Below are 23,835 nucleotides of genomic sequence, written 5' to 3' on the forward strand. Positions count from 1 at the left end.
CCCGTCGGCTGGAAGGGACCGGTCGATTCTCCATCATCGAGCGCCAGCCCGATAGGGCCGATTTACGGGGTGCGGACCCTGGCAAACCGCCGCAGGTCGTGCAGCTGGCCGCGCATGAACACGGCGCAGCGGGCCGTTCCTTCTTCCTGGAACCCGTTGCCGAGCAGCACGCGGGCCGATCCTTCGTTGAAATCCAGCACTTCGGCCTGCAGCCTGAACAGGCGCAGCTCGTCCATCACCCAGGGGGCGAACAGGCCTACCACGCGGGTCATCCAGCCCTGCCCCCAGTATGCGCGACCCAGCCAGTAGCCCAGCTCAGCGGTGTGCCCACGTTCGGCCACGCCCGGTTGGGCGCCGATGCTGCCGCAGGCGGCGCCGTCGATCTCGATGGCCAGGTTGAGCGTCTCCGGGGCCAGGATCCGGCCGCCGAGGAAGGCCTCGCCGTCTTCCCGGGTGTACGGGAACGGGAAGCGGTCGCGCAGCCCGCGCGAGACCGCCTCGTCGTTGGCATGCCGCAGCAGCGCCTCCAGATCGTCGCTGCGCCAGGGGCGCAGCACGAATCCGGGGCCTTCCAGCCGCAGCGGCCGGTCAGGCATGGCCACCGACCGACGGGGTGTCGGCTTCCTGCTTTTCCAGCTCGCGGGCCACGGCTTCCGGCGAGCGCGTGTACGGGGCCAGCAGCGAATAGAACGCCGGGACCACGAACAACGACAGGAAGGTAGAGACGGTGACACCGAAGATCACTACGATGCCGATCGTTCCGCGGCTTGCCGAACCCGGGCCGCCGGCGACCACCAGCGGGATCGCACCGACCACGGTGGCAATGGAGGTCATCAGGATCGGACGCAGGCGCACCATGGCCGATTCGACGATGGCCCGGTGCACGTCGCGCCCTTCGTCGCGCAGCTGGTTGGCGAATTCGACGATCAGGATCCCGTTCTTCGCCGCCAGGCCCACCAGCATGACGATGCCGATCTGGCTGAACAGGTTGATGGTGCCCCCGCTCACGTACAGGCCCAGCAGCGCGCCGAGCACGCCCAGCGGCACGGTGAGCATGATCACCAGCGGGTGGATGAAGCTTTCGAACTGCGCGGCCAGCACCAGGTACACCACCAGCAGCGCCATGGCGAAGGTGAGCAGCACCGCGCTGCCGGCGTTCTGGTATTCGCGCGATTCGCCCTTCCAGTCGATCTGCGCGTGCTGCGGCAGTTCTTCGCGTGCGGTCTGCTGGGCCCAGGCGATGGCCTCGCCGAGCGGGTAGCCCGGGGCCAGGCCGGCGGTGATGGTGATCGCGCGCAGGCGGTTGAAGCGGTTGAGGTTGCCCGCTTCGGCCACTTCGCTGAGCGTGACCAGGTTGGACAGCGGCACCAGTTCGCCATTGGTGGCGCGCACGCGGATGGCGGCCAGGTCGTCGGGCGAGGCGCGGCCTTCGCGGCCGGCCTGGACCAGCACGTCGTACTCTTCGCCGTTGTCGACGAAGGTGGTGACGCGGCGCGAGCCCATCATGGTTTCCAGCGCCGAACCAATCGCGGTGACCGAGACGCCCAGGTCGGCCGCGCGCTGGCGGTCGATGTTCACGCGCATCTGCGGGCGGGTTTCCTTGTAGTCCGAATCCGGGCCGACCAGGCCGGGGTTGTCGGCCATGCGCTCGAGCATGCGGTCGCGCCACTGCGCGATTTCAGCGTATTCGGGACCCCCAAGCACGATCTGGAACGGCTGGCCCTGGCTGCGGACCAGGCCGCCGCCGACCTGGGTGCGCACGCGCACGCCGCGGATGCCGTCGAGGTCCTTCTGCAGTTCGGCGGCCACGTCGGGGGTGGCGGTGGAACGTTCGCGCCACGGCTGCAGGAACACGCTGATGCGGCCGGTGTGCATTTCCTCGCTGGCCCCGAAGCCGCCGGGCACGCGCGGGTTGGCGCGCACGATCGGCTTGTCTGCGCCGACGTACCCGGCCACGACCTTCTCCACTTCCTGCACCTGGCCCACGGTGTAGTCGTAGCCGGCGCCCTCGGGGCCGTCGATCATGATCTGGAACGAACCGCGGTCTTCGGCCGGGGCGAGTTCGGACGGCAGCACCTTCAACAGCAGCGCGCTGGCGGCGAGCGACAGCAGCATCACCACGCCGTAGATCCAGATCTTGCCGACGTGGGCGTCCAGCACGCGCCCGTAGGATGCCGAGACGCGGTCGAGGTTGCGGTTGATGAAACCGTGCAGGCCCTTGGGCGGCTGGCCGGTGTGCGGCTTGAGCAGCTTGGAGGCCATCATCGGGGTAAGGGTCAGCGACACGAACGCCGACAGCGCTACGGCCGCGGCCAGGGCCACCGCCAGTTCGCGGAACAGGCGGCCCGTGTTGCCTTCGAGGAAGCCCACCGGCAGGAACACCGCGACCAGCACGGCGGTAGTGGCGATCACCGCGAACGCCACCTGCGCGGTACCACGCTTGGATGCCACCAGCGGTGGCTCGCCCAGGTCGATGCGGCGCTGCACGTTTTCGACCACGACGATGGCATCGTCCACCACCAGGCCGATACACAGCACCAGTGCGAGCAGGGTGAGCAGGTTGATCGAGAAGCCGAACGCATACAGGGCGATGAAGGCGGCCACCAGGCAGACCGGCACGGTCACCGCAGGAATCAACGCGGCGCGGAAACTGCCGAGGAACAGCCAGATCACCACCAGCACCAGCAGCATGGCTTCGACCAGCGTGGCGTAGACGCGGTCGACGGCGGCTTCGATGAAGGTGGTGTTGTCGAAGGCCACGAAGATGTGGGTGCCTTCGGGCAGGGTCTGGCCGACGCGCTCGGCTTCGGCGCGCGCGGTGCGGGCCACGTCCAGCGAGTTGGCGGTGGAGGTCTTGACGATGCCCAGGCCGATGCCGGGTTCGCCGTTGCTGCGGTAATACGCACGGCGTTCGGACGAGGCCAGTTCGATCTTGGCCACGTCGCCCATGCGCACCACGTAGCCATCAGCGCCCTTGCCGAGCGGGATGGTGGCGAAGTCTTCGGGCTTTACGTAGTTGCGCTCCACGCGCAGGGTGAAGTCGCGGTCGGCCGATTCGATGCGGCCGGCCGGCAGTTCGACGTTTTCGTTGCGCAGCGCGGTTTCCACGTCGCCCACGGTCAGGCCGCGCGCGGCGAGCTGGTCGCGGTCGAGCCAGATGCGCATGGCATAGCGCTGGCGGCCGCCGATGCGGACCTGGGCCACGCCATCGAGGCTGGAGAAGCGGTCGACCACGTAGCGGTCGGCGTAGTCGCTCAGCTCCAGCGTGTTCATGCTGGAAGAGGTCATGTTGAACCAGATGATCGGGTCGGCGTCGCTCTCGACCTTGGCGATTTCCGGCGGGCGCGCCTCTTCGGGCATGCGGTCGGCGACGCGGCTGACGGCGTCGCGCACGTCGTTGGCGGCCGCTTCGATATCGCGGTTGGAGGTGAACTCGATGCTGACCTGGGCGCGGCCGTTGGAGCTGCGCGCGTTGATGGTGTCGATGCCTTCGATGCCGGCCAGGGCGTCTTCCAGCACCTGGGTGATGCGGCTTTCGATGACGGCCGCCGAGGCGCCGGTGTAATCGACCGAGACCGATACGATCGGCGGGTCGATCGCGGGCAGCTCGCGCAGGGTCAGGCGGGTGAACGACATGATGCCCAGCACGACCAGCAGCAGGCTCATCACCACGGCAAACACCGGCCGCTGGATGGAGATGTTGGAGAGTTTCATCCGGCGCTGCCCACGGGCGCTGCAGCGGCGGTCGCGCCGGTCGGGGCGCGGGTGGTGCCGGCCGGGGCCGGATCGGTGGCCTTCTCTGCGGCCGGGCTGGCGGCCGGGGTGGCGGGCGCAGGGGCCGGCGCTGCGGCCGGCGCGGCGGTGTCGTTGACCTTCAGGCCGGGACGCAGCTTGCCGGTGCCGTCGACGACGATGCGGTCGCCTGCCTTGAGCCCTTCACGGATTTCAACGACGCCGGAGCGGCGCGCGCCGCTGACCACGTCGACGCGCTCGACCACGTGGTCGGGTTTGACGCGGAACACGAACGAATCGCGGCCGACCTGGACCACGGCGATTTCGGGAATGACCAACGCCTGGCGTTCGGGACGGAACATGCGCACGTCGAGCAGCATGCCCGGGCGCAGGGCGTGGTCGGCGTTGATGAAGTCGGCGCGCACGGTGACGGCGCGGGTGCCGGGATCGACGCGGGTATCGATGGTGGCCACGTCGCCTTCGAAGGTGCGGCCGGGGTAGGCCACGCTGGTGGCGCTGACCTTGTCGCCCTTGGCCAGCGAGGCCAGTTCGGCTTCGGGCACCTGGAAATCGACGTGCATGCGTTCGATGTCGTCGAGGGTGGCGATGACGGTGGTGGGGGTGACCAGCGACCCTTCGCTGACCTGGCGGATGCCGAGCACGCCGGCAAACGGGGCACGCACGCGGCGGTCGCCGATGTCGGACTGCATTTCGCGCACGCGGGCTTCGGCGGCGTCGCGGATGGCGCGCTGGGTGTCGAGGGTGGCACTGGCGACAAGCTGCTGGGCCGCCAGTTCACGCTGGCGCTTGTACAGCTGGTCGGCTTCGGCAAAGGTGGCCTGGGCCTGCAGCAGGGCGGCTTCCTGGGCCTGGCCGCGCAGGGTCACCAGGGGGGTGCCGGCGGAGACCTGCTGGCCGCTGTCGAAGTGCACGGTGTCGATGATTTCGCTGACCTTGGCGGTGATGGTCACCGACTCGCGGGCCTTGGCGGTGCCCAGTGCCTGCAGGGTGTCGCTCCAGGCGGAGGTCTGCACGACCTGGGTGGTCACCGGCACGACTTCGGCCTGCCGGCGGGCGGCTTGGTCCTTGCTGCCACACCCGGCCAGGATGGCCAGGCCGAGGCCGGCAATGATGCGTGCGGTGATGCGTCCCGACATGAAGTACAGCCCTTGATGTTCCACGACCGGCAAGTGTAGCCACCGCCCGCGTCAGGCATATGTGCCAAGCGTTTACCGGCACCTTCACATCACCCGGTGACACGCGCAACCCCTTTCGTGCTGGGGCCTTCGGGGCATGTAACGGCATGTGTCAACGCATGTCGGATTGCGTCGCGCCCGCCGCTTGGTTGATCGCGAAGAGCCGGCGTTTCAATTCATCCGCGCCGAGGCGGGCGGGTACCGCCATCCGGGACACGCCGTGAACCCATCCATAGGGGCTTGGCAAAAACATCCATGTTTTTGACAGTCCCGGATGGGGGTACCCGCCCACCTCCCGACGGTTTCATGCATGCGGCCGTTGAAGTGCACACCATCGTGCGGAAGCGCCGACCAGCGCGCTTGATCGTTGCCTCAGTACCGGTAGTTCACCTTCATCCAGACCGTGCGGCCGGGTTCGTTGATGCGCACCGGATCGGCGGGGAAGCCGAAATCGGCGCTGCCGGCGAGGTTGAGGTGCTCGCTGTAGGCGCGGTCGAACAGGTTGTCCACGCCTGCGCTGAGCTGCAGGGCGTCGCTGATCCGGTAGCCGGCGTTGAGCGCGAGCGTGGCGAAGCCTGCGCTTGGGCCAAGGTCACGCGCGACCACGTTGCCCTGCCCCGGCGCGACGCGGTTCTGGCGGGTCACTGCGCGAGCCAGTGCTCCTGCACTCCAGCGCGCGCCTTCCCAGCCTGCGCTCAGGCGTGCTTCCAGCGGCGGCATCTGCGGCAGTGCGCCGCCATCGGTGCGGTTTTCGCCCCATGCGTAGGCCAGCGTGCCGCCGAGTTTCCAGCCCTGCCCGAGCGCGACCTCGGCGCCCGCTTCGGCACCGGCAATACGCGCATTGATGTTCGTGGCCTGGGTGGTGCTGCCCATCATGCCGCCGTCGCGGTAGGTGAAGAGGATGTAGTCCTGGAGGCGCCCGGCATACGCCGAGACCCATGCGTTGACCCGCTCATCCCGGTACTGCAGGCCGATGTCGAGCTGGGTGGTTTTTTCCGGCTGCACCGCGCTGAAAGCGTTGATGCTGCCGGCCGGTCCGATGTCAGGCGAGAACAGCTCCCAGTAATCGGGCATGCGCTCGCTGTGGCCGATACCGGCGTAGGTGGTCAGCGCGCTGCCGATGTCCCGTTCGAAACGCAGGAAACCACTGCCCAGGTCTTCGCGGCGGCGCTGGCCAGCGGTTGGGTTCGGCATCGCCATCATGCCGGTGGTGGCGCGCTCGTCGGTGACTTCCGCGCGATCGATGCGCAGCCCGCTGACCCAACGTTGCGCGGTGCCTTCGCCCAGGGTGATCTCGGTGAACACGCCCTGGTTCTTCTGGCGTGCGTCGGTCGACCATGGCGTGAGCCGGTAGGTGTTGCGGCCCATGCCGTTGCGGCTGCGGTGGCGGCTGTCGAGCGCGTCCACGCCGGCCACGATGGCGATGTCCTGCCAGCGCCATTCGGAGGCCATGCGCCCGCCGGTGGTGCGGCGATCGACATTCGAGGCCATGGGCATCGGCATGCTGCTGGCCGGGTTCGGCTCGCGCAGGGTGTAGTTGTCCATGACGTGGTCGGCGTCGTTGTAGTAGACGTTGGCCTGCAGTTTGTCCCACGCGCCGGGCAGGTTGTCGCGCTCGAAGCGGGCGGCGTAGCTGGTGCGCTTGAACGCGGCGCCATCCATGCCGCGCCCGGCATAGCGCGCGATGGCATCGCCGGTGCCGGCGGAGAGCTCCAGCACCGTGTCGGCATCCGGGGTCCAGCCCACGGCGACATCGCTGTTCCACTTGCGCCACTTGGACGGCACCACCTCGCCATTGCCGTCCTTGTAGTCATCGGCTTCGGAACGGTTGCCGTTGACGCGTACGTAGCCCTGCGAGGCACCGGCGGTCAGGTCCAGCACCTGGTCGTTGCGGTTGCGCGAGCCGACCAGCGCGCTGGCGTCCAGGTCGATGCCCGGGGCGTCGAAACGCGGGGTATCGCGTTCGAACCGCACCGTGCCCGCTGAAGCGCCGGCACCCCAGCGCACGCTCTGCGGGCCTTTGATGATGGTCAGCCGGTCGAAGGTTTCCGGGGCGATGTAGGACAGCGGGTTGTCCATGCGCGAAGGGCAGGCACCGATCAGGTTGCCTTCGTTGCTGACGATGTTCAGGCGCGAACCGAACATGCCGCGCAGCACCGGGTCGCCATTGGTGCCGCCGTTGCGGATGGCGGCGAAGCCGGGCACGGTCTTGAGGTAATCGGCACCGTCGCTGGCCGGCACCGGCTGGCGCGGCAGACGCGGGTCGGTGACCCAGTGCAGCGGCGACGAGGGCGCACTGGCGGTGACCACCAGGGTGTCGAGAGTGCGCGCGTCGTCGCGCTCGGCGGCCTGCAGCGGCAGCGCAGCCAGGGCAAGCGACAGGGAAACAGACAGGCGCGTCATTGCGCCCGCGCTGCGGGAGGAAAGCTTCATGCTGGAACTCCGGAAAACGCACAGGCGCGCGGCGCCATCACGGCGTCGCGCAGCAGGAAAATGAAAGGGCGGTTTCAGGCGTGAAGCGGGGGGCCACGCGCGGCGTGGGCAGGCCAGCGCAGGCTGCGCGGCGCGGCGACGGTGCGCAGCACCGGTGGCGCGATGACTGGCAGCGCCGGCAGCAGGACGATCAGCACTGCCAGCCACGGCATCAGGCGCGAGGCCATCATGCAGTATTCGCAGGCCTCGCCATGGCCGGCATGCGGGTCGATGGGGGCAGCGGGTTCAGTATCGGCCACTGCGGCGGCATGCCCTGACATGTCGTGCATGGACATGTCGTGCATAGGCATGTCGTGCATCGCCATGTCATGCGTCGCGCTGTCGCTCGCCCCCATCGCCTGCATGTCGTGATGCGACATGCCGGAATCCGGCGTGGGGTCAATCTCGGCTGCGCCTCGCGGCATCACGTGCGCCATGCCGCCGGGCATCAGCATCACCGACGGGCCCTGGGCCTGCTGCCAACGGCTGACCAGCGGCGCCAACGCCATCAGCAGCGTCGCCACGAAGGCGAGCTGCAGCAGGACGGCAAACGGGCGGCGACGGCGGTTCACGGTGCGATTGTAACGGCGGGTTTCCGTGCGCACGCCGCTGAATGGGCATCTGCGACGAAGCGTCGCAGGGATGGTGTGACGACCAACGGTCGTCACCTACCGGACTCCGGACCGAGGGACGGCGTGGCGACCAACGGTCGTCACCTACCGGACCCCGGACCGAGGGACGGCGTGACGACCAACGGTCGTCACCTACCGGACCCCGGACCGAGGGACGGCGTGACGACCAACGGTCGTCACCTACCGGACCCCGGACCGAGGGACGGCGTGACGACCAACGGTCGTCACCTACCGGACGCCGGACCGGTAGCGCCCGACCGTTGGTCGGGCGGCGTCACACCGTGATGGTCTGGGTCAGCGATTCCCACGTCGGCGGCAACGGCCAGTCGGCCTCCTGGTTGCCGTCGATGACCCGGCGCAGGTCGCGGGTGTCGATCTGCGGGGCCAGCACGTGAACCAGTTCCAGCGCGTAGTCGCGCAACACGCGGTCGCGCGGCAGCACCGCCCAGGCGATGCATTCGTCGATCGGCGCCGGCGCCGGCCACGAGCGCAGGTCTTCATCGCCGGCATTGACTGCCATTTCGGCCAGCAGGCCCACGCCCAGGCCGGTGCGCACGTAGGTCTTGATCAGGTCCGCATCCAGCGCGGTCAGCGCGATGTCCGGGGTCAGCCCGGAGGCAGCGAAAGCGCGCTGCAGCGAGGAGCTGCCGCGGGTGGAAGATTCGTAGCTGATCAGCGGCTGGGTCGACAGCGCCTGCAGGTCCGGGGCGGCACCGGGGCGGTCGAGCGGATGGCCGCGCGGTACCAGCACCAGCCGGCGCCAGCGGTACAGCGGAATGGCGATGCCGGCGGTGGGTTCGGCACCGGCGGTGCTGATGATGGCGATATCCGCATCGCCCTGGCTGAGCAGATCCAGCGCGTCGCTTTCGGCGGCCTGCTGCAGGTGCACGCTGACCTGCGGGTAGGCCTGCTTGATGCGCGCCACCGCCGGCGGCAGCACGAAGCGGGCCTGGGTGTGGGTGGTGGTCAGGATCAGTTGGCCCTGGCTCTCGCGGCGCTGGTTGGCGGCGTAGGTGCGGATGTTGTTGGCTTCGGACAGCACCGCGCGGGCGCGGCCGATCACTTCCACGCCGGCAGGGGTCACCGCTTCCAGGCTGCGGCCCTTGCGCACGAACAGCAGGAAGCCCAGCTCATCTTCGAGCTGCTTGAGCTGCTTGGACAGCCCGGGCTGGGTGGCATGCACCCGGGAGGCCGCCAGCGTGATGTTGAGCTCGGCGTCGGCGATGGCGACCAGGTAACGGAGTTGGGTCAGCGTCATGGGCGTGCGCGCAGCAGGAAGGAAGGGGGTCAAGCCGACTGTAAGGCAGTTGCCGTCACCAGCTTATAACCAAATGTTGTTTATGAAGGTAATCAGGTCATTTCGCGCGCTCATATGCCGGCGCTACGGTCTGGCGGAACCCGTCATCCCTCTTCCGTGGAGCATTCCCATGGCCCTGTACAACTCGATCCTGGACACCATCGGCAATACCCCGGTGGTGCGCCTGAACCGCATTGCCCCCGACCACGTCACCCTGTACGCGAAGGTGGAGTCGTTCAATCCCGGCGGCTCGGTGAAAGACCGCCTGGCGCTTGCGATCATCCTGGACGCCGAAGCCCGCGGGGTGCTCAAGCCCGGCGACACCATCGTGGAGGCCACCTCCGGCAACACCGGCGTGGCGCTGGCCATGGTGGCCGCCGCGCGCGGCTACAAGTTCGTGGCCACGATGGTGGAGACCTTCTCGATCGAGCGCCGCAAGCTGATGCGCGCCTACGGCGCCAAGGTGATCCTGACCCCGGCCGCCGAGCGCGGCTCGGGCATGGTCAAGCGCGCCCGCGAGCTGGCCGAGGAACACGGCTGGTTCCTGGCCAGCCAGTTCACCAACCCGGCCAACCCGGCCTACCACCGCAACACCACGGCGGCCGAGATCCTGCGCGACTTCGCCGGCACGCGGCTGGATTACTTCGTGACCGGCTGGGGCACCGGCGGCACCCTCACCGGGGTGGGCGAGGTGCTCAAGGTGGCCCGCCCGGAAACGCGCATCATCGCCACTGAACCGGAAGGCGCGGCGCTCCTGGGCGGGGCGGAGTGGAAGCCGCACAAGATCCAGGGCTGGACCCCGGATTTCGTGCCGGACGTGCTCAACCGCGAGGTCTACGACGAACTGCTGAGCATCGACGACGCCCGCGCCATTGAAACGTCGCGCCGGCTGGCGGCGGAGGAAGGCATCTTCGTCGGCATCTCGGCCGGTGCCACGGTGGCCAGCGCGCTGGATGTGGCGGCCAAGGCGGCGCCCGGCAGCGTGCTGCTGGCGATGCTGCCCGATACCGGCGAGCGCTACTTCTCCACGCCGCTGTTTGCCGACATCAACGAAGGCTCCGACGACGAGTGGCTGGCCGGCCCCCCCTGAACCGGCTGCCTTGGCTGAACGTGACGCCCACCGCTGCGGTGGGCGTTTTCGTTTCCAACGCGACCTTCATCTGCCGTGAAGCCAGCCCGCCGCAAGGTAGCGGTGTTGGGCGGTGCCCGCCGGGTCGCACTGCCTGAGACGACGATGACGCAGCCTAGATGCCCTGGCCGCTAGCGTGTGAGGCGGCAGTCATCCCGTTGTATGGACCCTGTATAGAAGGAGCGGCACGCATGAAGATCGAAGTGTGGCAGGGCGACATCACGACCCTGGCGGTGGATGCGATCGTCAATGCGGCCAACGAGTCCCTGCTTGGCGGGGGTGGCGTGGATGGGGCGATCCATCGCGCGGCCGGCCCGCAGCTGCTGGCCGAGTGTGCGGCGTTGCCGGAGATCCGCCCGGGCATGCGCTGCCCGACCGGTGAAGTGCGCGCCACGGCCGGCTACAACCTGCCGGCAAAGCACGTGCTGCACACGGTGGGCCCGGTGTGGCAGGACGGCCTGCGCGATGAGCCGGCGCTGCTGGCCAACTGCTACTGGAAATCGCTGCAGCTGGCCGAGAAACTGGGCCTGACGTCGATCGCGTTCCCGGCGATCAGCTGCGGCGTGTTCGGCTACCCGCTGCACCAGGCCGCGCATATCGCGGCCACCGAGACATTGACGTGGCAGCGTTCGCACCGCGAACCGCAGCGGATCATCCTGGTGGCGTATAACGCCGCGACCTTCAAGGTGTACCAGCAGGCGCTGGCGGCGCTGGGGCAACCGGTGGAGGTGGCGGGGCCGTTGCCGCCGCTGGCTGCTGGAATGGAGCTTCCAGCTGCGGCACCGTAGGCCGGAGGGGCGTTGGCGCATATACCCATTCGTTGAAGAACGGCTGCAGTGAACGCCCTGCTGCGTGTTCCATCGCCTGCTGGAAATCCGCGGTCTCCACGCTCTTTCCATCATGTGCGCGGGTGTACTCGCGGATGCCACGCCAGAACGCGTCTTCACCCAACGCCTGGCGCAGCAGGTGCAGTACGTAAGCCCCCTTCTGGTACACCACGGCGCGGTCATCACCGGTAGGCGCCTTCCAGCTCCCATACACCAGCGCGTGGTCGGCGCCCTTGGCACGCAGCGCCTCCACCCGCGTGCGCCAGCGCTGCACCTGCGCCTGGTACGCCGCTTCGCCCTGCGCCTGCTGCAGGTAGGCAGCGGTCATGAAATTGGCGAAACCTTCGTTGAGCCAGAAGTGCTCCCAGCCGATGCACGTCACCCGGTTGCCCCACCACTGGTGGGCGGCTTCGTGGGCGATCAGGGCGACGTGGTCCGGGTCGTCCAGCACTTCCTGCCCGTACGCCTCCGACATCAGCGACAGCCCGGCCATTTCCTGGCCGATGGTGTCGGCCACCAGCGCCTGTTCGTAGTCGCCGCGATAAGGCAGGCCTGCACGCGCGGCAAAGAAATCGAGCATGTCACCGGTGTGCGCGAATATCGCCTGCAGCTGCCCGGGCGAGCGTTCGGCGGACAGGAAGCGCAGCGCGGTGTCGCCGTGCCGTGCGCGGACCTGCTGGTAACGGCCTGCGGCAAACCCATACACGTAGCCGGGCATCGGCGTATCCAGCCGCCAGCGGTGTTCGATGCGGCCGTCGGCGAGCGCACGTGCGGGCAGCGTGCGACCGCTGCCGGTGGCAAGCAGATCGTTGGGCAACGTCACCGACAGGGACAGCGTGGCGCGCTCATCGGGTGCATCCACCGAGGGCATCCACTGGCTGGTGGAGAAGATGGTGTAGACCTCGCTGCGCCCGGGGGCGAATTCGAGGCCGTACGCCGGCGTGCCGCTGTAGGTGATCTGCAGCACCGCCTGTTCGTCGCGTTTGAGCGGTGCGTCAAAAAAGATGGTGACGGTTGCCTGCTGCTGTTCGAAGCGCAGCGGCCGCCCGCTCATGCCGACCGAGTTGATCTTGAGCTCGCCGCTGTCGAGCTGGATTTCGGACAGCCCGGGACGTTCCGAGCGCAGCTGCACGGTCTGCTGGCCGGTCACCTGCCTGCGCGCGATGTCCGGCACAAGGGCGAGGTCGTAATGCAGTACATCAAAGTCCCGCGCCGCGGCATTGGCTGCGGTGGCGGGGAACAACAGGAACAGCCAGGTCCATCCTGCTCGCATGAAGCCGCCTTGTAGAGCCGTTGGGGTGCCGATAAAAAAACGCCGGCATGGCGCCGGCGTCTTTTTCATTTCATGCGGCCGGCAGGATCAGCCGTTCCACTTGCCCAGTGCAGCCTGGCCGTTTTCCTTGGCGCGGTCGTACACGGTCTGCTGTGCCTTGGCGACGTTGGCCTTGGTGTCCTTGGCCCACAGCTTCAGCGCGGCCTGCTGCATGGCGCGGCCGTAGGAGAAGCTCAGCGGCCACGGCAGGTTGCCCATCTGGTTCATGGCGTTGAGGTGCGCGGTGGACTGCTCGTCACCCTGGCCGCCGGACAGGAACACCACGCCCGGCAGGATCGCCGGCACGGTGCTCTTGAGGCACATGACGGTCGATTCAGCCACTTCCTCGACGTCGGCCTGCTCTTCGCAGCCCTTGCCGGAGATGACCATCGAGGCCTTCAGGATGGTGCCTTCCAGCAGCACGTTCTGCTGGTACAGCGCGTCGAACAGCGAACGCAGGGTGGCTTCGGTGACTTCGTAGCAGGTTTCGATGTCGTGGTCGCCGTCCATGATCACTTCCGGCTCGACCATCGGCACCAGGCCGCATTCCTGGCACAGCGCGGCGTAACGGGCCAGCGCATGGGCGTTGGACTCGATGCAGGTACCCGACGGAATGCTTTCGCCGATGTTGATCACCGCACGCCACTTGGCGAAACGCGCACCCAGCTTGTAGTACTCCTGCAGGCGCTCACGCAGGCCGTCGAGGCCTTCGGTGACCAGCTCGCCCGGGCAGCCGGCCAGCGGGTGGGCGCCCTTGTCGACCTTGATGCCCGGGATCATGCCGTTGTCGGCCATGTACTTGGCGAACGGCACGCCGTCCTTGGTGGACTGGCGGATGGTTTCGTCGTACAGGATCGCGCCGGAAATATGCTCGTTGAGCTTCGGCGTGGTCAGCAGCAGCTCGCGGTAGGCACGACGGTTCTCTTCGGTGTTCTCGATGCCCACGCTGGCGAAGCGCTTGGCGATGGTACCGGTGGATTCGTCGATGGCGATGATGCCCTTGCCCGGGGCGACCATGGCCTGGGCGGTTTCGGCCAGCTGTTCGATGCTCATGTATTTCCTGTGGCGGGTGCGGGAAAAACACGATTATAGCGGTCCCCTCCCGTGAACTGGCCGTTCATGGGGGATGGAAGCGCTTTCAATGTGAACGGGTGGACCGCTGGGTCGGCGTGCGACCCAGCGTCCGGCGTTCCTTACAGGTCGCCCAAGCCGCTGGCGCGGCCGTCTTCACCTACTTCCAGCAGGCGCAGGGTGTTGGTGGCGCCATGGGTTTCCATGTGCTCGCCGCTGGTGAACACCACGCGGTCGCCGGCCTGCAGCTGGTTGGCTTCCACCAGCAGGCGGATGCTGCCGCGTGCGGCTTCGCGCGGGGTGAAGCCGCGGCTGTCGAAGTTGATCGGGAACACATCGCGCATCAGCGCCATCTGGCGGCGGGCACCGTCGTGACGGGTCACCGCGAACACCGGGGCCGAGGCGCGGAAGCGCGACAGGTAACGGGCGGTGCCACCGGATTCGGTCATCGCCACGATCGCGCGCACGCCCACGTGCTGGGACAGGAACATGGTGGCCATGGCGATGGCCTGGTCGGCACGTTCCAGGTTGCGCGGCGAGGCGCCGAAATCGGTTTCGGTCTGGAACTGGCGTTCGGCACCCAGGCAGATGCGCGCCATGGCTTCCACGGCTTTCACCGGGTAGGCGCCGGCGGCGGTTTCGGCCGACAGCATCACCGCATCGGTACCGTCGATGACCGAGTTGGCCACGTCCAACACTTCGGCGCGGGTCGGGATCGGGCTTTCGACCATCGACTGCAGCATCTGGGTGGCGGTGATCACCACCTTGTTCTGGGCCAGCGAGGCCTTGATGATCTTCTTCTGCAGGCCCGGCAGTTCGGCATCGCCGATTTCCACGCCCAGGTCACCGCGCGCCACCATCACCACATCGCTGGCGTCGACGATTTCTTCGAGGTTCTCGATGGCTTCGGTGCGCTCGATCTTGGAGACCAGCGCGGCGTAGCAGCCGTGCGATTCGGCGATGGCGCGGGCATCGTTCATGTCCTGCGCGTTGCGGCAGAAGGACACGGCGATGAAATCCACGCCGATCTTGGCCACGATGCCGATCAGCTCCTTGTCGCGTTCGGTCAGCGCGCCCAGCGAAAGGCCACCGCCCTGCTTGTTCAGGCCCTTGCGGTCGGACAGCACGCCATCGTTGAGCACGGTGTTGACGATGCGCTCGCCCTGCACTTCAACCACCTGCAGCTGCATCAGGCCGTCGTCGAGCAGCAGCACGTCACCGGCCACCACGTCCTGCGGCAGGCCCAGGTAGCTCACGCCCACCTGGGTGGTGTCGCCGGCCGGCGCATTGGCCGAGGCGACCAGGTCGAAGCGGTCGCCCGCCTTGAGGTGGATCTTGCCTTCGGTGAAACGCTCGATGCGGATCTTCGGGCCCGGCAGGTCGGCCAGGATGCCCACTTCCACGCCCACGCGCTGCGCGGCGGCGCGCACGTCGGCGGCGCGCTTGGCCTGGCCGGACGGGTCACCGTGGCTGAAGTTGAGGCGGACCACGTTCACGCCGGCGCGGAACAGATCCTCCAGCACGCCCGGCGGGTCGGTTGCCGGTCCGAGGGTGGCAAGGATCTTCGTACGGCGCTGACGCTCAATCATGGTTAAAGGGCTCCCGGGAAAGGATTGAAATTAGCACACCCTTCACGTCCCATGAATACGTTTACAGCATTGTCGCGTCTGGGTTTCGTCGATGTCCTGCAGACAGTCCATCCGGACCGCTCAAGACAGGACCGGACCGGGTCACGACATGCGGCGGCGTACGGAGCGCCGCCGCGACGTTCAATCGATCAACGACAGCAGCGCATCGGGGGTCGCGGCCAGGTTCCCCGCGCCCACCGCCTGCAGTTCTTCGGCACCGCCAAAGCCCCACAGCACGCCGATGTTGCGCATGCCGTGATGGCGCGCGCCTTCGATATCCATGCGCCGGTCACCGATCATCCAGCACTGCGCCGCCGGCAGCATCAGCCGCCGCAGCGCTTCGGCCACCAGCTGGGGCTTTTCGCTGCGGCTGCCGTCCGGGGTGGCGCCGATGACATCCTCGAAGCACGCGCCAAACGGCAGGTGCTCGACGATGCGCCGCGCATGCGGCTCGTTCTTGGCGGTGACGATCGCCAGCCGGTGGCCGCGGGCGTGCAGCGCCTGGACGACCTGGCCGATGCCCGGGTAGACCTCGTGCTCACGCCAGCCGACCACGTCGAAGCGTTCGCGGTAATACGTCACCGCCTGCTCCACCTGGGCCGGATCGTCGAACAACGGCGCGAAGCTGGTGCGCAGCGACGGGCCGATCCAGCGCCGCAGTTCGTCCTGCGGCGGCACCGGGCGCCCCATTTCCGTGAGCGCATGCGCCACGCATTGGGTGATGCCCACCGCAGAGTCGATCAGGGTGCCGTCGAGGTCGAAGAACAGCGTGTCCCGGCGTTCATCGAAGTGGCGCCCAGTCGGCGCCACCCCCGATGCCATTGCCATCAGTTGCCCCGGGCTTCGAGCGCGGCCACTGCCGGCAGGGTCTTGCCTTCGAGGAACTCGAGGAAGGCGCCACCGCCGGTGGAGATGTAGCTGACCTGGTCGGCGATGTCGTACTTGTCGACCGCCGCCAGGGTGTCGCCGCCACCGGCGATGGAGAACGCCGGCGAGCTGGCGATGGCCTGGGCCAGCGCCTGGGTGCCGTGGCTGAAGGATTCGAATTCGAACACGCCGACCGGGCCGTTCCAGACCACGGTGCCGGCCTTGGCGATCAGCCCGGCGTAGTGCTGGGCGGTCTGCGGGCCGATATCCAGGATCAGGTCGTCTTCGGCCACGTCAGCAACCGCCTTGACGGTGGCTTCGGCATCCGGGAGGAACTGCTTGGCCACCACCACGTCGGTCGGCAGCGGAATATCGGCGCCACGTGCCTTGGCATCGGCGACGATCTTCTTCGCGGTCTCCAGCAGGTCCGGCTCGTACAGAGACTTGCCCACCGGATAGCCGGCGGCGGCGATGAAGGTGTTGGCGATGCCGCCACCCACGATCAGCTGGTCGACCTTGCCGACCAGGTTGGCCAGCAGTTCCAGCTTGGTGCTGACCTTGCTGCCGGCCACGATCGCCAGCAGCGGCTGCGCCGGAGCCAGCAGCGCCTTGGCCAGCGCGTCCAGTTCGGCCATCAGCAGCGGGCCACCGGCGGCGACCGGGGCGAAGCGGATCACGCCGTGGGTGGAGGCCTGGGCGCGGTGCGCGGTACCGAAGGCGTCCATCACGAACACATCGCACAGCGCGGCGTACTTGCGCGACAGGGCTTCGTCATCCTTGCCCTCGCCCACGTTCATGCGGCAGTTTTCCAGCAGCACGATCGACCCCGGGGCCACGTCCACGCCGTCGACCCAATCGCGCACCAGCGGCACGTTCACGCCCAGCAGCTGCGACAGGCGCAGCGCCACCGGGGCCAGCGACTCGGCTTCGCTCCAGACGCCTTCCTGGGGTCGGCCCAGGTGCGAGGTGACCATCACCGCCGCGCCCTTTTCCAGCGCCAGCTTCAACGTCGGCAGCGATGCAGTGATGCGCTGCTCGGAGGTGATGCGGCCGTTTTCGATCGGCACGTTCAGGTCCTGGCGGATCAGCACGCGCTTGCCGGAAAGGTCGAGGTCGGTCATGCGAACGATGGACATGGGGCAGCAACTCTTTGGCGGAAAAGGAAAGGGCGCCGCGCACGGCGCAGACGCCCATTGTAACGGCCCCTCGGCGCGTAACGACCAACGGTCGCAACGCGAAACCGACAGGTAGGTGACGACCGTTGGTCGTCACTCCCTGGCGCGGCCAGCCTGTCGCAGCAGGCTGGCCGCGAACCCGCCGACGATGAGCACCCCCAGCACCAGCAGGCCCCACAGCAGCCAGCGCTTCCAGTCGCGTACCGGCTGCACGGCCGCGTCGCCGCCGAGCGGCTGCGCGGCGCCCTGCACCGTGGCCAGCGCCGGTTGCCACTGCGCGCCCTGCTGCTCGCGCAGGCGTGCGATGACCGTGCCCACCGGGGCATCGGTACGCGCCGCGCGCACGCTGCCGGCGGCCACGCTGTAGGGCGGCTCGCCCTGGCTCAGGAACACCAGCGCCTCAGGCTGGTAGCCCAGCTTCAAGGTGGGCGCCGGCATCGCCGCCGTGCCCTGCGCGGCGGTGAGCTTCCAGAAGCGGTCCCGCGTGGGCACGGCCAGCGACTGGGTCTGCGACTGCCGGCGCGCGTCGGTGTCCTGCAGCTGGTAGGCCACCCACGGCCCTGCGCGGACCTGCCAGGGTTGGTTGGCATCGTCGCGGCTGAGCAGGGTCCACTGCACCACGCTGTTGTCCGGCGTGGCGATGTCCACCTGCGCGATCGGGAAGCGGCCATCGAGGGTGTATTCGAACTCCCCCGGCTTGCCGGCGGCACCGCTCAGCGCGCGCCACTGCCACGCGATCGCCTGCGCCGTGGCCGCGCGTTCGGCCTGCACCGCCGACAGCGCCGGCAGCGCATCGCCGCCGGTGGGCACGATGCGGAAGTACTTCGCTTCGCGGCCGATCTCGATACGGCGCTGCTGCAGCCGTCGGCCGTCGTGCTGCAGATCCACCAGCGGCACGTCGTCGGCCACGCGCTGCCAGTCGCGCAGGTCGTCGCTGGCGTCCACGCGCACGCGCACCTGCAGCGCCTGCGGCGCCTCCCAATCCAGGCGCAGGGCCTGCACGCCGGTGCGCAGCGCGCTGGCGTCGACCAGCCAGCCACCCGGCGATGCGTTGCCCACGCTGCGGCCGAGGCGGGCTTCCACGCGGCGCACGCTGCCATCGGTGTTGCGTTCGGTCAGCAGTTGCAGATCGTCGCCGCCGCTACCGCCCTGCGCCGGCAGCGGGAACCAGGGCAGCGCCTGCCATTCGGCCGCCTGCGCCAGCGGTTGGTCGGCCGAGAACAGCGCCGACGGCAGGGCCTGGCCCTGCGCATTGAACACCTGCACATCGGCCAACTGGGGCGACACCGCGCTGCGGTACTGCGCCTCGCCCAGCATCAGCCGGTAGGCACCGGCCTGCGCGGCGGACAGCTGCAGCGGCCACTGCTCGCGGAAGTCCTGGCGCGCATCGGCCGCCAGCGCGGGCGTGGCCACGGCGAGCGACACGATGGCGATTACACGATGAAGAAAGGTCACGGCTGCGGCTCCACGATGGGGTCCGGCGCCCGCGGCGGCGCCGGCGCCAGATAACCCACGACCGTGCACAGCAGGCCGTAGGCGATGAAGGAAGAAATACCAAGCAGGTTGCCCAGGTGCTGCCGGTCGATCAGCACCAGCTTGGCCAGCACCACGCCCATCAGCACCGCACCCACCAGCCACAGGGCGCGCTGTCCGCGGCGCGAACCCCACACCCAGCTGATCACGCCGAGCACACTCCACACCACCGTCAAACTGGTCTGTGCCAGCGTGGACGACCACAGCCGCCCGTTCCACGACACCCCGCCCCAATGGTGCACGGCATGCAGGGTGATGCTGGTCAGCGCAACGAAACCGGCCAGCGCGAGCAGCGGCACGCGGCGTGCCTGCAGCGCTGCGGGCGCATCGCCGTGCCACAGCCACCTCGCCAGCAACGCCAGCACGGCCAGCTGCGCCAGCTCCAGCGGGTTGAACACGGGCACCCACGGCAGCGGCCACGCCGCGCCCGGGGCAAACAGGAAGCCAATCCACGCCAGCCCCAGCACCGCAAACAGCGTGCACTGCAACGCAGGGCGCGCCACGTTGAAGCGCTCGCCCAACGGCACCGTCAACCAGCGCCAGCGCTGCAGCGCGATGAACACCACTGCCAGCCACGGCAGCAGCGTCGCCGCCAGCGCCCAGCCTTGGGCCAGCTCGAAGCGGTCGGCCAGCCACGATGCAGCCAGCGACAGCACTGTCGGCCACAGCAGCCACCAGATGAACTGCGCCGCCACCGCCGCACGGTCCTGGCCGCCGCGCAGGCACCACAGGCTGCGCACACCCAGCACCGCGAACACCGCCCAGGCCATCGCGCCATATCCGGCGAAGGGCTGGCGGTGGATGTCCACCTGCCACAGCGCCAGCGGGAACGCGCACAGCAGCATCGCCAGCGTGGTCAACACCAGCGCGCGCGCCGGCATGCGCCGGTGCACCTCCGCCGCGATCCATGCGGTGACGGCCACCACGACCAGCAACGCATCCGGGCGGCTGTCGAACGCAACGAAGCGGGTGACCTCATGGCTGGCGCCACCCAGCCACCACAGCAGGCCCCACAGGTAGTACACGATGGCCGGTGCGTCGCGGCCGGCACGGCGGTAGCTGAAGGCCGACGCAAACCCGGCCAGCGCCAGCAGCAACCCGCTCATGAAGGTGGGGTTGGCGATGGCCGTGGCGTCGTTGAACCAGTAATCGGCCCCCACCACGAAACCGAACGCAGCACCCAGCTGCAGCAGCGCGCCGGCGATCTGCGGCAGCAGGCGATGCTGGCGCAGGCCCAGCCACACCAGCGCCGCGCCTTCCAGTGCAAACACACTGGCCGTGGCACGTGCCGACAACGCCAACGGCACCGCCAGCGTCGCAAAACCCACCGCCAGCACCGCATGCGACTGACCCAACGCCGCATACCGCGGCCGCCGGATCAGCGCCCACGCCAGCCCCGCGTACAAGGCCGCCACCCCCAGCGCGCACAGCGCCAGCAGCAGCCGGTCATCATGCAGCATGCCCGCCTGCAGCGAGAACGCGACCAGCGGCGTGCCAAACACCAGGCTGCCATCGACCAGATCGCGCTTCTCCGCCGGCTGGCGGCGCGCGTACAGGATGGGAATGACCAGGTAGAACGCAAAGAACAGCAGCAGGAACGGCTCGGTACTGGCGAACTTGTCCGCGTTGTACTGCAGCACCCCCCACGTGGTGCCGATGCCAAACGTAAACGCAAAACCCAGCAGGTTGAGCGCACGCCACGGACGCCACCACGCAATGGCGAGGATGGCCGCATTGAGCACCGCGTAGTACGAGAACAGCGCCACATGGTTGCCGCTGCCGGTGGACAGCCAGATCGGCGCCATGAACCCGGCCAGGATACCCAGCACTGCCAGCGTGCGAGAGTTCTGCACTACCGCCAGCACCCCCATGCCCGCAATCAGCACGATGCTCAGCGCGAACGCGATACCCGGATCGATCAGGTCATAGCGCTTGAACGCCGCGAAGATCGTCAGCAGCAGGATGCCAATCGCCCCGCCCTGCAACGCCAGCGCAAACATCCGCCGGCGCTCGCGCTGCACCCAGCCGAACACCAGCCCCGCCAGCGCACCCGCCGCAATCGCCGCGAGGCGCAGCTCGATCGGCGCATTGAGCCAGCCCTGGTCGCTCGCATACTTCAGCAGCGCCGCAACACCCGCCAACAACACCAGCATGCCGATCTTCACCGGCACATTGCCCTCGGTGAACCAGCGCTTGATCGTCCCCACGATCCGCTCGCCCAGGTCCGGCCCACGCGGCGGCGGCGGCACGAAGGGTTCGGGTTCGGAAACAGCAGCGGAGGGCAGCGGCGGCGGCGCAACCCGCGCAGCCGCAGCAAACGGCTCGGGCACCGGCTCTGGGTCGGTCAGCGGCACCTCAGGGGCAGGCGCCGGCGCAGCTACCGGGGCCGGCGCATAAGGGCGCTCTTCCCATGCAGCACTCACCGCCGGCTGGGCCGCCGGTTGGGCACTGTCGCTACGTGCCTGCTCCAAGGCAGCCACCCTGCGGCGCAGCCCGGAAATCATCACCAATGCCACGATCAGCAACACCGGCACGGCCAACAGCACCAGTACCGCCAGGACAATCAAAGCTTCCATTCCGCGTCATCCTCAAGGGAACGCCACCGGCAGCCATGACAAGCAAGGCGCCAGCGGCAGCGGAGCCATGCTAACTGAATCGGGGGGAAGACCGCTCAGAGGGGTACCTACCGCTTTCCCGTGGCGACCGACCCACCGTCCAGGGGTCGCCGGGTGCGGGGGTACGGGACTGTCAAAAACATGGATGTTTTTGCCAAGCCCCCATGGATGGGTTCACGGCGTGTCCCGTACCCCCGCACCCGGCGGCCCCCTCCAAGTATCTGGCAAACGAAGGCTGTTCGCCCAGAACCATCAGCCGCCGGACGAAGGCCGGCGACACGCGCCATCGGCGAGTACCGACCAAAAAAAAACGGCGAACCAAAGTCCGCCGTTCTTTCAGGTCCGTACGCAGGGATTACTTCGCGGCGACGACCTTGGCCATTTCCAGGCACTTGTTCGAATAGCCCCACTCGTTGTCGTACCAGGACACCAGCTTCACGAACGTGCTGTCCAGGGCGATGCCGGCGTCGGCATCGAACACCGACGTGTGGGTTTCACCGCGGAAATCGGTCGCCACGACCTTGTCTTCGGTGTAGCCCAGGATGCCCTTCAGCGCGCCTTCGCTCTGCGCCTTCACTTCCGCGCAGATCTCGGCGTACGTGGCTTCCTTCTCCAGCTCCACCGTCAGGTCGACCACCGACACGTCAGAGGTCGGCACGCGGAAGCTCATGCCGGTGAGCTTCTTGTTCAGCTCCGGAATGACCACGCCCACGGCCTTGGCCGCACCCGTCGACGAAGGAATGATGTTCTCCAGGATGCCGCGGCCACCGCGCCAGTCCTTGTTCGACGGACCATCCACGGTCTTCTGCGTCGCAGTCGCCGCATGCACCGTGGTCATCAGGCCACGCTTGATGCCCCACTTGTCGTTGATCACCTTGGCCAGCGGCGCCAGGCAGTTGGTGGTGCACGACGCGTTGGAGATGATTGCCTCGCCCGCATAGGTCTTGTCGTTCACACCGAACACGAACATCGGCGTATCGTCCTTCGACGGTGCCGACAGGATCACCTTCTTCGCGCCCGCATCGATGTGCTTCTGCGCCGTTTCCTTGGTCAGGAACAGGCCCGTGGACTCGATCACCACGTCCACGCCGACCTCGTTCCACTTCAGGTTGGCCGGATCGCGTTCCTGGGTCAGGCGGATCTTCTTGCCATTGACCAGCAGGTCGCTGCCCGATACTTCCACGTCTGCCTTGAAGCGGCCATGCACCGAGTCGTACTTCAGCATGTACGCCAGGTAATCCGGCTCCAGCAGATCGTTGATGGCCACGATTTCGATGTCATTACCGAAATTCAGCACCGCCGAACGCAGCACGTTGCGCCCGATGCGACCGAAACCGTTGATGCCAACCTTGATTGCCATGTTCACAAGCTCCTGCAGCCGCGACAGAGCGGCGCCGATGGAAAGGGCCGCCATTCTATCAAAGCCCGACCCACCCCGGCCCCCGGGATCGGGATGGGAAGCGGTTACACCCGTAAAAATCGTGGATTGATCCGGATCAAGGCGCGCCAAGGCCGGGACGGGAAAACTGGCCCCATTCCACCCCGCCACGAGACAGCACCATGCGTAAGACCCCCCTCCTCCTGCCCGCCAGCCTCGCCGCCGCCCTCGCCCTGGCCGCCAGCCCCGCCATGGCCCAGTCCAAGGGCGACTGGACCCTGGCCGCCGGCGTGCACCAGGTGGCCCCCAAGTCCAACAACGGCACCCTGGCCGGCGGCCTCAAGGTCGACGTCGACAGCGACATCAAGCCCACCATCACCGGCGAATACTTCATCGCCGACAACCTGGGCATCGAGCTTCTGGCCGCCCTGCCGTTCAAGCACGACATCAACATCGACGGCCTGGGCCGCGTGGGCAGCACCAAGCACCTGCCGCCGGTGGTATCCCTGCAGTACCACTTCAACAGCAAGGGCAAGGTGTCCCCGTTCCTCGGCGCCGGCCTGAACTACACCACCTTCTTCAGCGAAGAAACCGGCGGCGCCCTGGCCGGCAGCAGCCTCAAGCTGGAAGACTCGTGGGGCCTGGCCGCACACGCCGGCGTCGACTTCGCCATCGCCGACAAGGGCGCCCTGCGCGTCGACGTGCGCTGGATCGACATCGACAGCGACGTCAAGCTGGATGGCACCAAGCTGGGCACCGTCAAGATCGACCCGCTGGCCTACGGCGTGTCCTACGTGTTCAAGTTCTGACCGACCGGTCAGCGCCGCTCCCAACCTCGCAGCAACGCATTTCCCCGGCCCTGGCCGGGGATTTTTTTTGCCTTGTTGCAACACTGTTCATCACCACGTCAATTGGAACGATCGATTCGATCAATGGACTGAATCGAGGAACGCGCTGCGATTCGTGCAGCG

General features: G+C 67.9%; 17 protein-coding genes. 3 read left to right on the forward strand and 14 right to left on the reverse strand.

Features of this window, described 5'->3' with window-relative positions:
• Positions 1-62: 62 nt before the first annotated feature.
• The 6 genes from AC06E7_RS02670 to AC06E7_RS02695 all read right to left on the reverse strand — a co-directional run bounded on the left by AC06E7_RS02670 (position 63) and on the right by AC06E7_RS02695 (position 9,290).
• A complete protein-coding gene (locus AC06E7_RS02670) occupies positions 63-596 on the reverse strand; it encodes a GNAT family N-acetyltransferase (RefSeq protein ID WP_478062859.1) in 534 nt (177 codons plus the stop codon).
• Positions 589-3,714: an efflux RND transporter permease subunit gene (locus AC06E7_RS02675; protein ID WP_478062860.1), complete on the reverse strand. Its 3,126-nt coding sequence runs from the start codon at positions 3,712-3,714 to the stop codon at positions 589-591. The genes AC06E7_RS02670 and AC06E7_RS02675 overlap by 8 nt, the downstream gene beginning before the upstream one ends.
• Entirely contained in the window at positions 3,711-4,889 is a 1,179-nt protein-coding gene (locus AC06E7_RS02680; protein WP_083214201.1) for an efflux RND transporter periplasmic adaptor subunit, read from the reverse strand. Before AC06E7_RS02680 ends, AC06E7_RS02675 begins: the two co-directional genes overlap by 4 nt.
• Before the next feature lie 411 nt (positions 4,890-5,300).
• Complete coding sequence (locus AC06E7_RS02685) at positions 5,301-7,361, reverse strand: TonB-dependent copper receptor (protein ID WP_478062862.1); 2,061 nt, start codon at positions 7,359-7,361, stop codon at positions 5,301-5,303.
• 74 nt (positions 7,362-7,435) lie between these two features.
• Positions 7,436-8,068 (reverse strand): DUF2946 family protein, encoded by a 633-nt coding sequence (locus tag AC06E7_RS02690; RefSeq protein ID WP_478062864.1) that lies wholly within the window; start codon positions 8,066-8,068, stop codon positions 7,436-7,438.
• A gap of 238 nt (positions 8,069-8,306) precedes the next feature.
• Positions 8,307-9,290 carry a LysR family transcriptional regulator gene (locus AC06E7_RS02695; RefSeq protein WP_068853844.1) on the reverse strand — a complete coding sequence of 328 codons (984 nt, stop codon included), beginning with the start codon at positions 9,288-9,290 and terminating at the stop codon, positions 8,307-8,309.
• A 169-nt stretch (positions 9,291-9,459) separates the two neighbouring features.
• Here AC06E7_RS02695 and cysK point away from each other — a divergent pair, with 169 nt between their 5' ends.
• Entirely contained in the window at positions 9,460-10,419 is a 960-nt protein-coding gene (cysK, locus tag AC06E7_RS02700; RefSeq protein WP_478062866.1) for a cysteine synthase A, read from the forward strand.
• A 230-nt stretch (positions 10,420-10,649) separates the two neighbouring features.
• The gene (locus tag AC06E7_RS02705) at positions 10,650-11,246 is read left to right on the forward strand and encodes an O-acetyl-ADP-ribose deacetylase (protein ID WP_068853846.1); all 597 of its coding nucleotides are present in this window, start codon (positions 10,650-10,652) and stop codon (positions 11,244-11,246) included.
• On the opposite strand, the gene AC06E7_RS02710 is transcribed toward AC06E7_RS02705, so the two are convergent.
• From AC06E7_RS02710 to gap, 8 genes are all read right to left on the reverse strand, one after another.
• Positions 11,140-12,558, reverse strand: coding sequence for a M1 family metallopeptidase (locus tag AC06E7_RS02710; protein ID WP_478062868.1), 1,419 nt, complete (start codon positions 12,556-12,558; stop codon positions 11,140-11,142). The two genes, AC06E7_RS02705 and AC06E7_RS02710, sit on opposite strands and share 107 nt — an antisense overlap.
• An 87-nt stretch (positions 12,559-12,645) precedes the next feature.
• Positions 12,646-13,650 carry a class I fructose-bisphosphate aldolase gene (locus tag AC06E7_RS02715; RefSeq protein ID WP_093533681.1) on the reverse strand — a complete coding sequence of 335 codons (1,005 nt, stop codon included), beginning with the start codon at positions 13,648-13,650 and terminating at the stop codon, positions 12,646-12,648.
• A 140-nt stretch (positions 13,651-13,790) separates the two neighbouring features.
• The gene (gene pyk / locus AC06E7_RS02720; RefSeq protein WP_068853848.1) at positions 13,791-15,257 is read right to left on the reverse strand and encodes a pyruvate kinase; all 1,467 of its coding nucleotides are present in this window, start codon (positions 15,255-15,257) and stop codon (positions 13,791-13,793) included.
• A 180-nt stretch (positions 15,258-15,437) separates the two neighbouring features.
• Positions 15,438-16,124, reverse strand: a complete 687-nt coding sequence (locus AC06E7_RS02725; RefSeq protein WP_478062871.1) for an HAD hydrolase-like protein — start codon at positions 16,122-16,124, stop codon at positions 15,438-15,440.
• Positions 16,124-17,299, reverse strand: a complete 1,176-nt coding sequence (locus tag AC06E7_RS02730) for a phosphoglycerate kinase (RefSeq protein ID WP_478062873.1) — start codon at positions 17,297-17,299, stop codon at positions 16,124-16,126. Before AC06E7_RS02730 ends, AC06E7_RS02725 begins: the two co-directional genes overlap by 1 nt.
• Before the next feature lie 132 nt (positions 17,300-17,431).
• A complete protein-coding gene (locus tag AC06E7_RS02735) occupies positions 17,432-18,793 on the reverse strand; it encodes a DUF3999 domain-containing protein (protein WP_478062874.1) in 1,362 nt (453 codons plus the stop codon).
• Positions 18,790-21,447 (reverse strand): DUF2339 domain-containing protein, encoded by a 2,658-nt coding sequence (locus AC06E7_RS02740; protein WP_478062875.1) that lies wholly within the window; start codon positions 21,445-21,447, stop codon positions 18,790-18,792. Before AC06E7_RS02740 ends, AC06E7_RS02735 begins: the two co-directional genes overlap by 4 nt.
• A gap of 394 nt (positions 21,448-21,841) precedes the next feature.
• On the reverse strand, positions 21,842-22,846 hold the full coding sequence (gap, locus tag AC06E7_RS02745) for a type I glyceraldehyde-3-phosphate dehydrogenase (protein ID WP_478062877.1): 1,005 nt from the start codon (positions 22,844-22,846) through the stop codon (positions 21,842-21,844).
• A 200-nt stretch (positions 22,847-23,046) separates the two neighbouring features.
• On the opposite strand from gap, the gene AC06E7_RS02750 reads away from it, so the two are divergent.
• Positions 23,047-23,673, forward strand: a complete 627-nt coding sequence (locus AC06E7_RS02750; RefSeq protein WP_478062879.1) for an OmpW/AlkL family protein — start codon at positions 23,047-23,049, stop codon at positions 23,671-23,673.
• Positions 23,674-23,835 lie beyond the last annotated feature (162 nt).

Source organism: Stenotrophomonas sp. Steno-Z4, from assembly GCF_056393145.1.

Coding starts and splice junctions, on each gene's coding strand:
- pyk (WP_068853848.1), bottom strand. CDS start 15,257: ATGATTGAGCGTCAGCGCCGTACGAAGATCCTTGCCACCCTCGGACCG.
- AC06E7_RS02730 (WP_478062873.1), bottom strand. CDS start 17,299: ATGTCCATCGTTCGCATGACCGACCTCGACCTTTCCGGCAAGCGCGTG.
- AC06E7_RS02740 (WP_478062875.1), bottom strand. CDS start 21,447: ATGGAAGCTTTGATTGTCCTGGCGGTACTGGTGCTGTTGGCCGTGCCG.
- AC06E7_RS02710 (WP_478062868.1), bottom strand. CDS start 12,558: ATGCGAGCAGGATGGACCTGGCTGTTCCTGTTGTTCCCCGCCACCGCA.
- AC06E7_RS02725 (WP_478062871.1), bottom strand. CDS start 16,124: ATGGCAATGGCATCGGGGGTGGCGCCGACTGGGCGCCACTTCGATGAA.
- AC06E7_RS02715 (WP_093533681.1), bottom strand. CDS start 13,650: ATGAGCATCGAACAGCTGGCCGAAACCGCCCAGGCCATGGTCGCCCCG.
- gap (WP_478062877.1), bottom strand. CDS start 22,846: ATGGCAATCAAGGTTGGCATCAACGGTTTCGGTCGCATCGGGCGCAAC.
- AC06E7_RS02750 (WP_478062879.1), top strand. CDS start 23,047: ATGCGTAAGACCCCCCTCCTCCTGCCCGCCAGCCTCGCCGCCGCCCTC.
- AC06E7_RS02675 (WP_478062860.1), bottom strand. CDS start 3,714: ATGAAACTCTCCAACATCTCCATCCAGCGGCCGGTGTTTGCCGTGGTG.
- AC06E7_RS02685 (WP_478062862.1), bottom strand. CDS start 7,361: ATGAAGCTTTCCTCCCGCAGCGCGGGCGCAATGACGCGCCTGTCTGTT.
- AC06E7_RS02695 (WP_068853844.1), bottom strand. CDS start 9,290: ATGACGCTGACCCAACTCCGTTACCTGGTCGCCATCGCCGACGCCGAG.
- AC06E7_RS02705 (WP_068853846.1), top strand. CDS start 10,650: ATGAAGATCGAAGTGTGGCAGGGCGACATCACGACCCTGGCGGTGGAT.
- AC06E7_RS02670 (WP_478062859.1), bottom strand. CDS start 596: ATGCCTGACCGGCCGCTGCGGCTGGAAGGCCCCGGATTCGTGCTGCGC.
- cysK (WP_478062866.1), top strand. CDS start 9,460: ATGGCCCTGTACAACTCGATCCTGGACACCATCGGCAATACCCCGGTG.
- AC06E7_RS02680 (WP_083214201.1), bottom strand. CDS start 4,889: ATGTCGGGACGCATCACCGCACGCATCATTGCCGGCCTCGGCCTGGCC.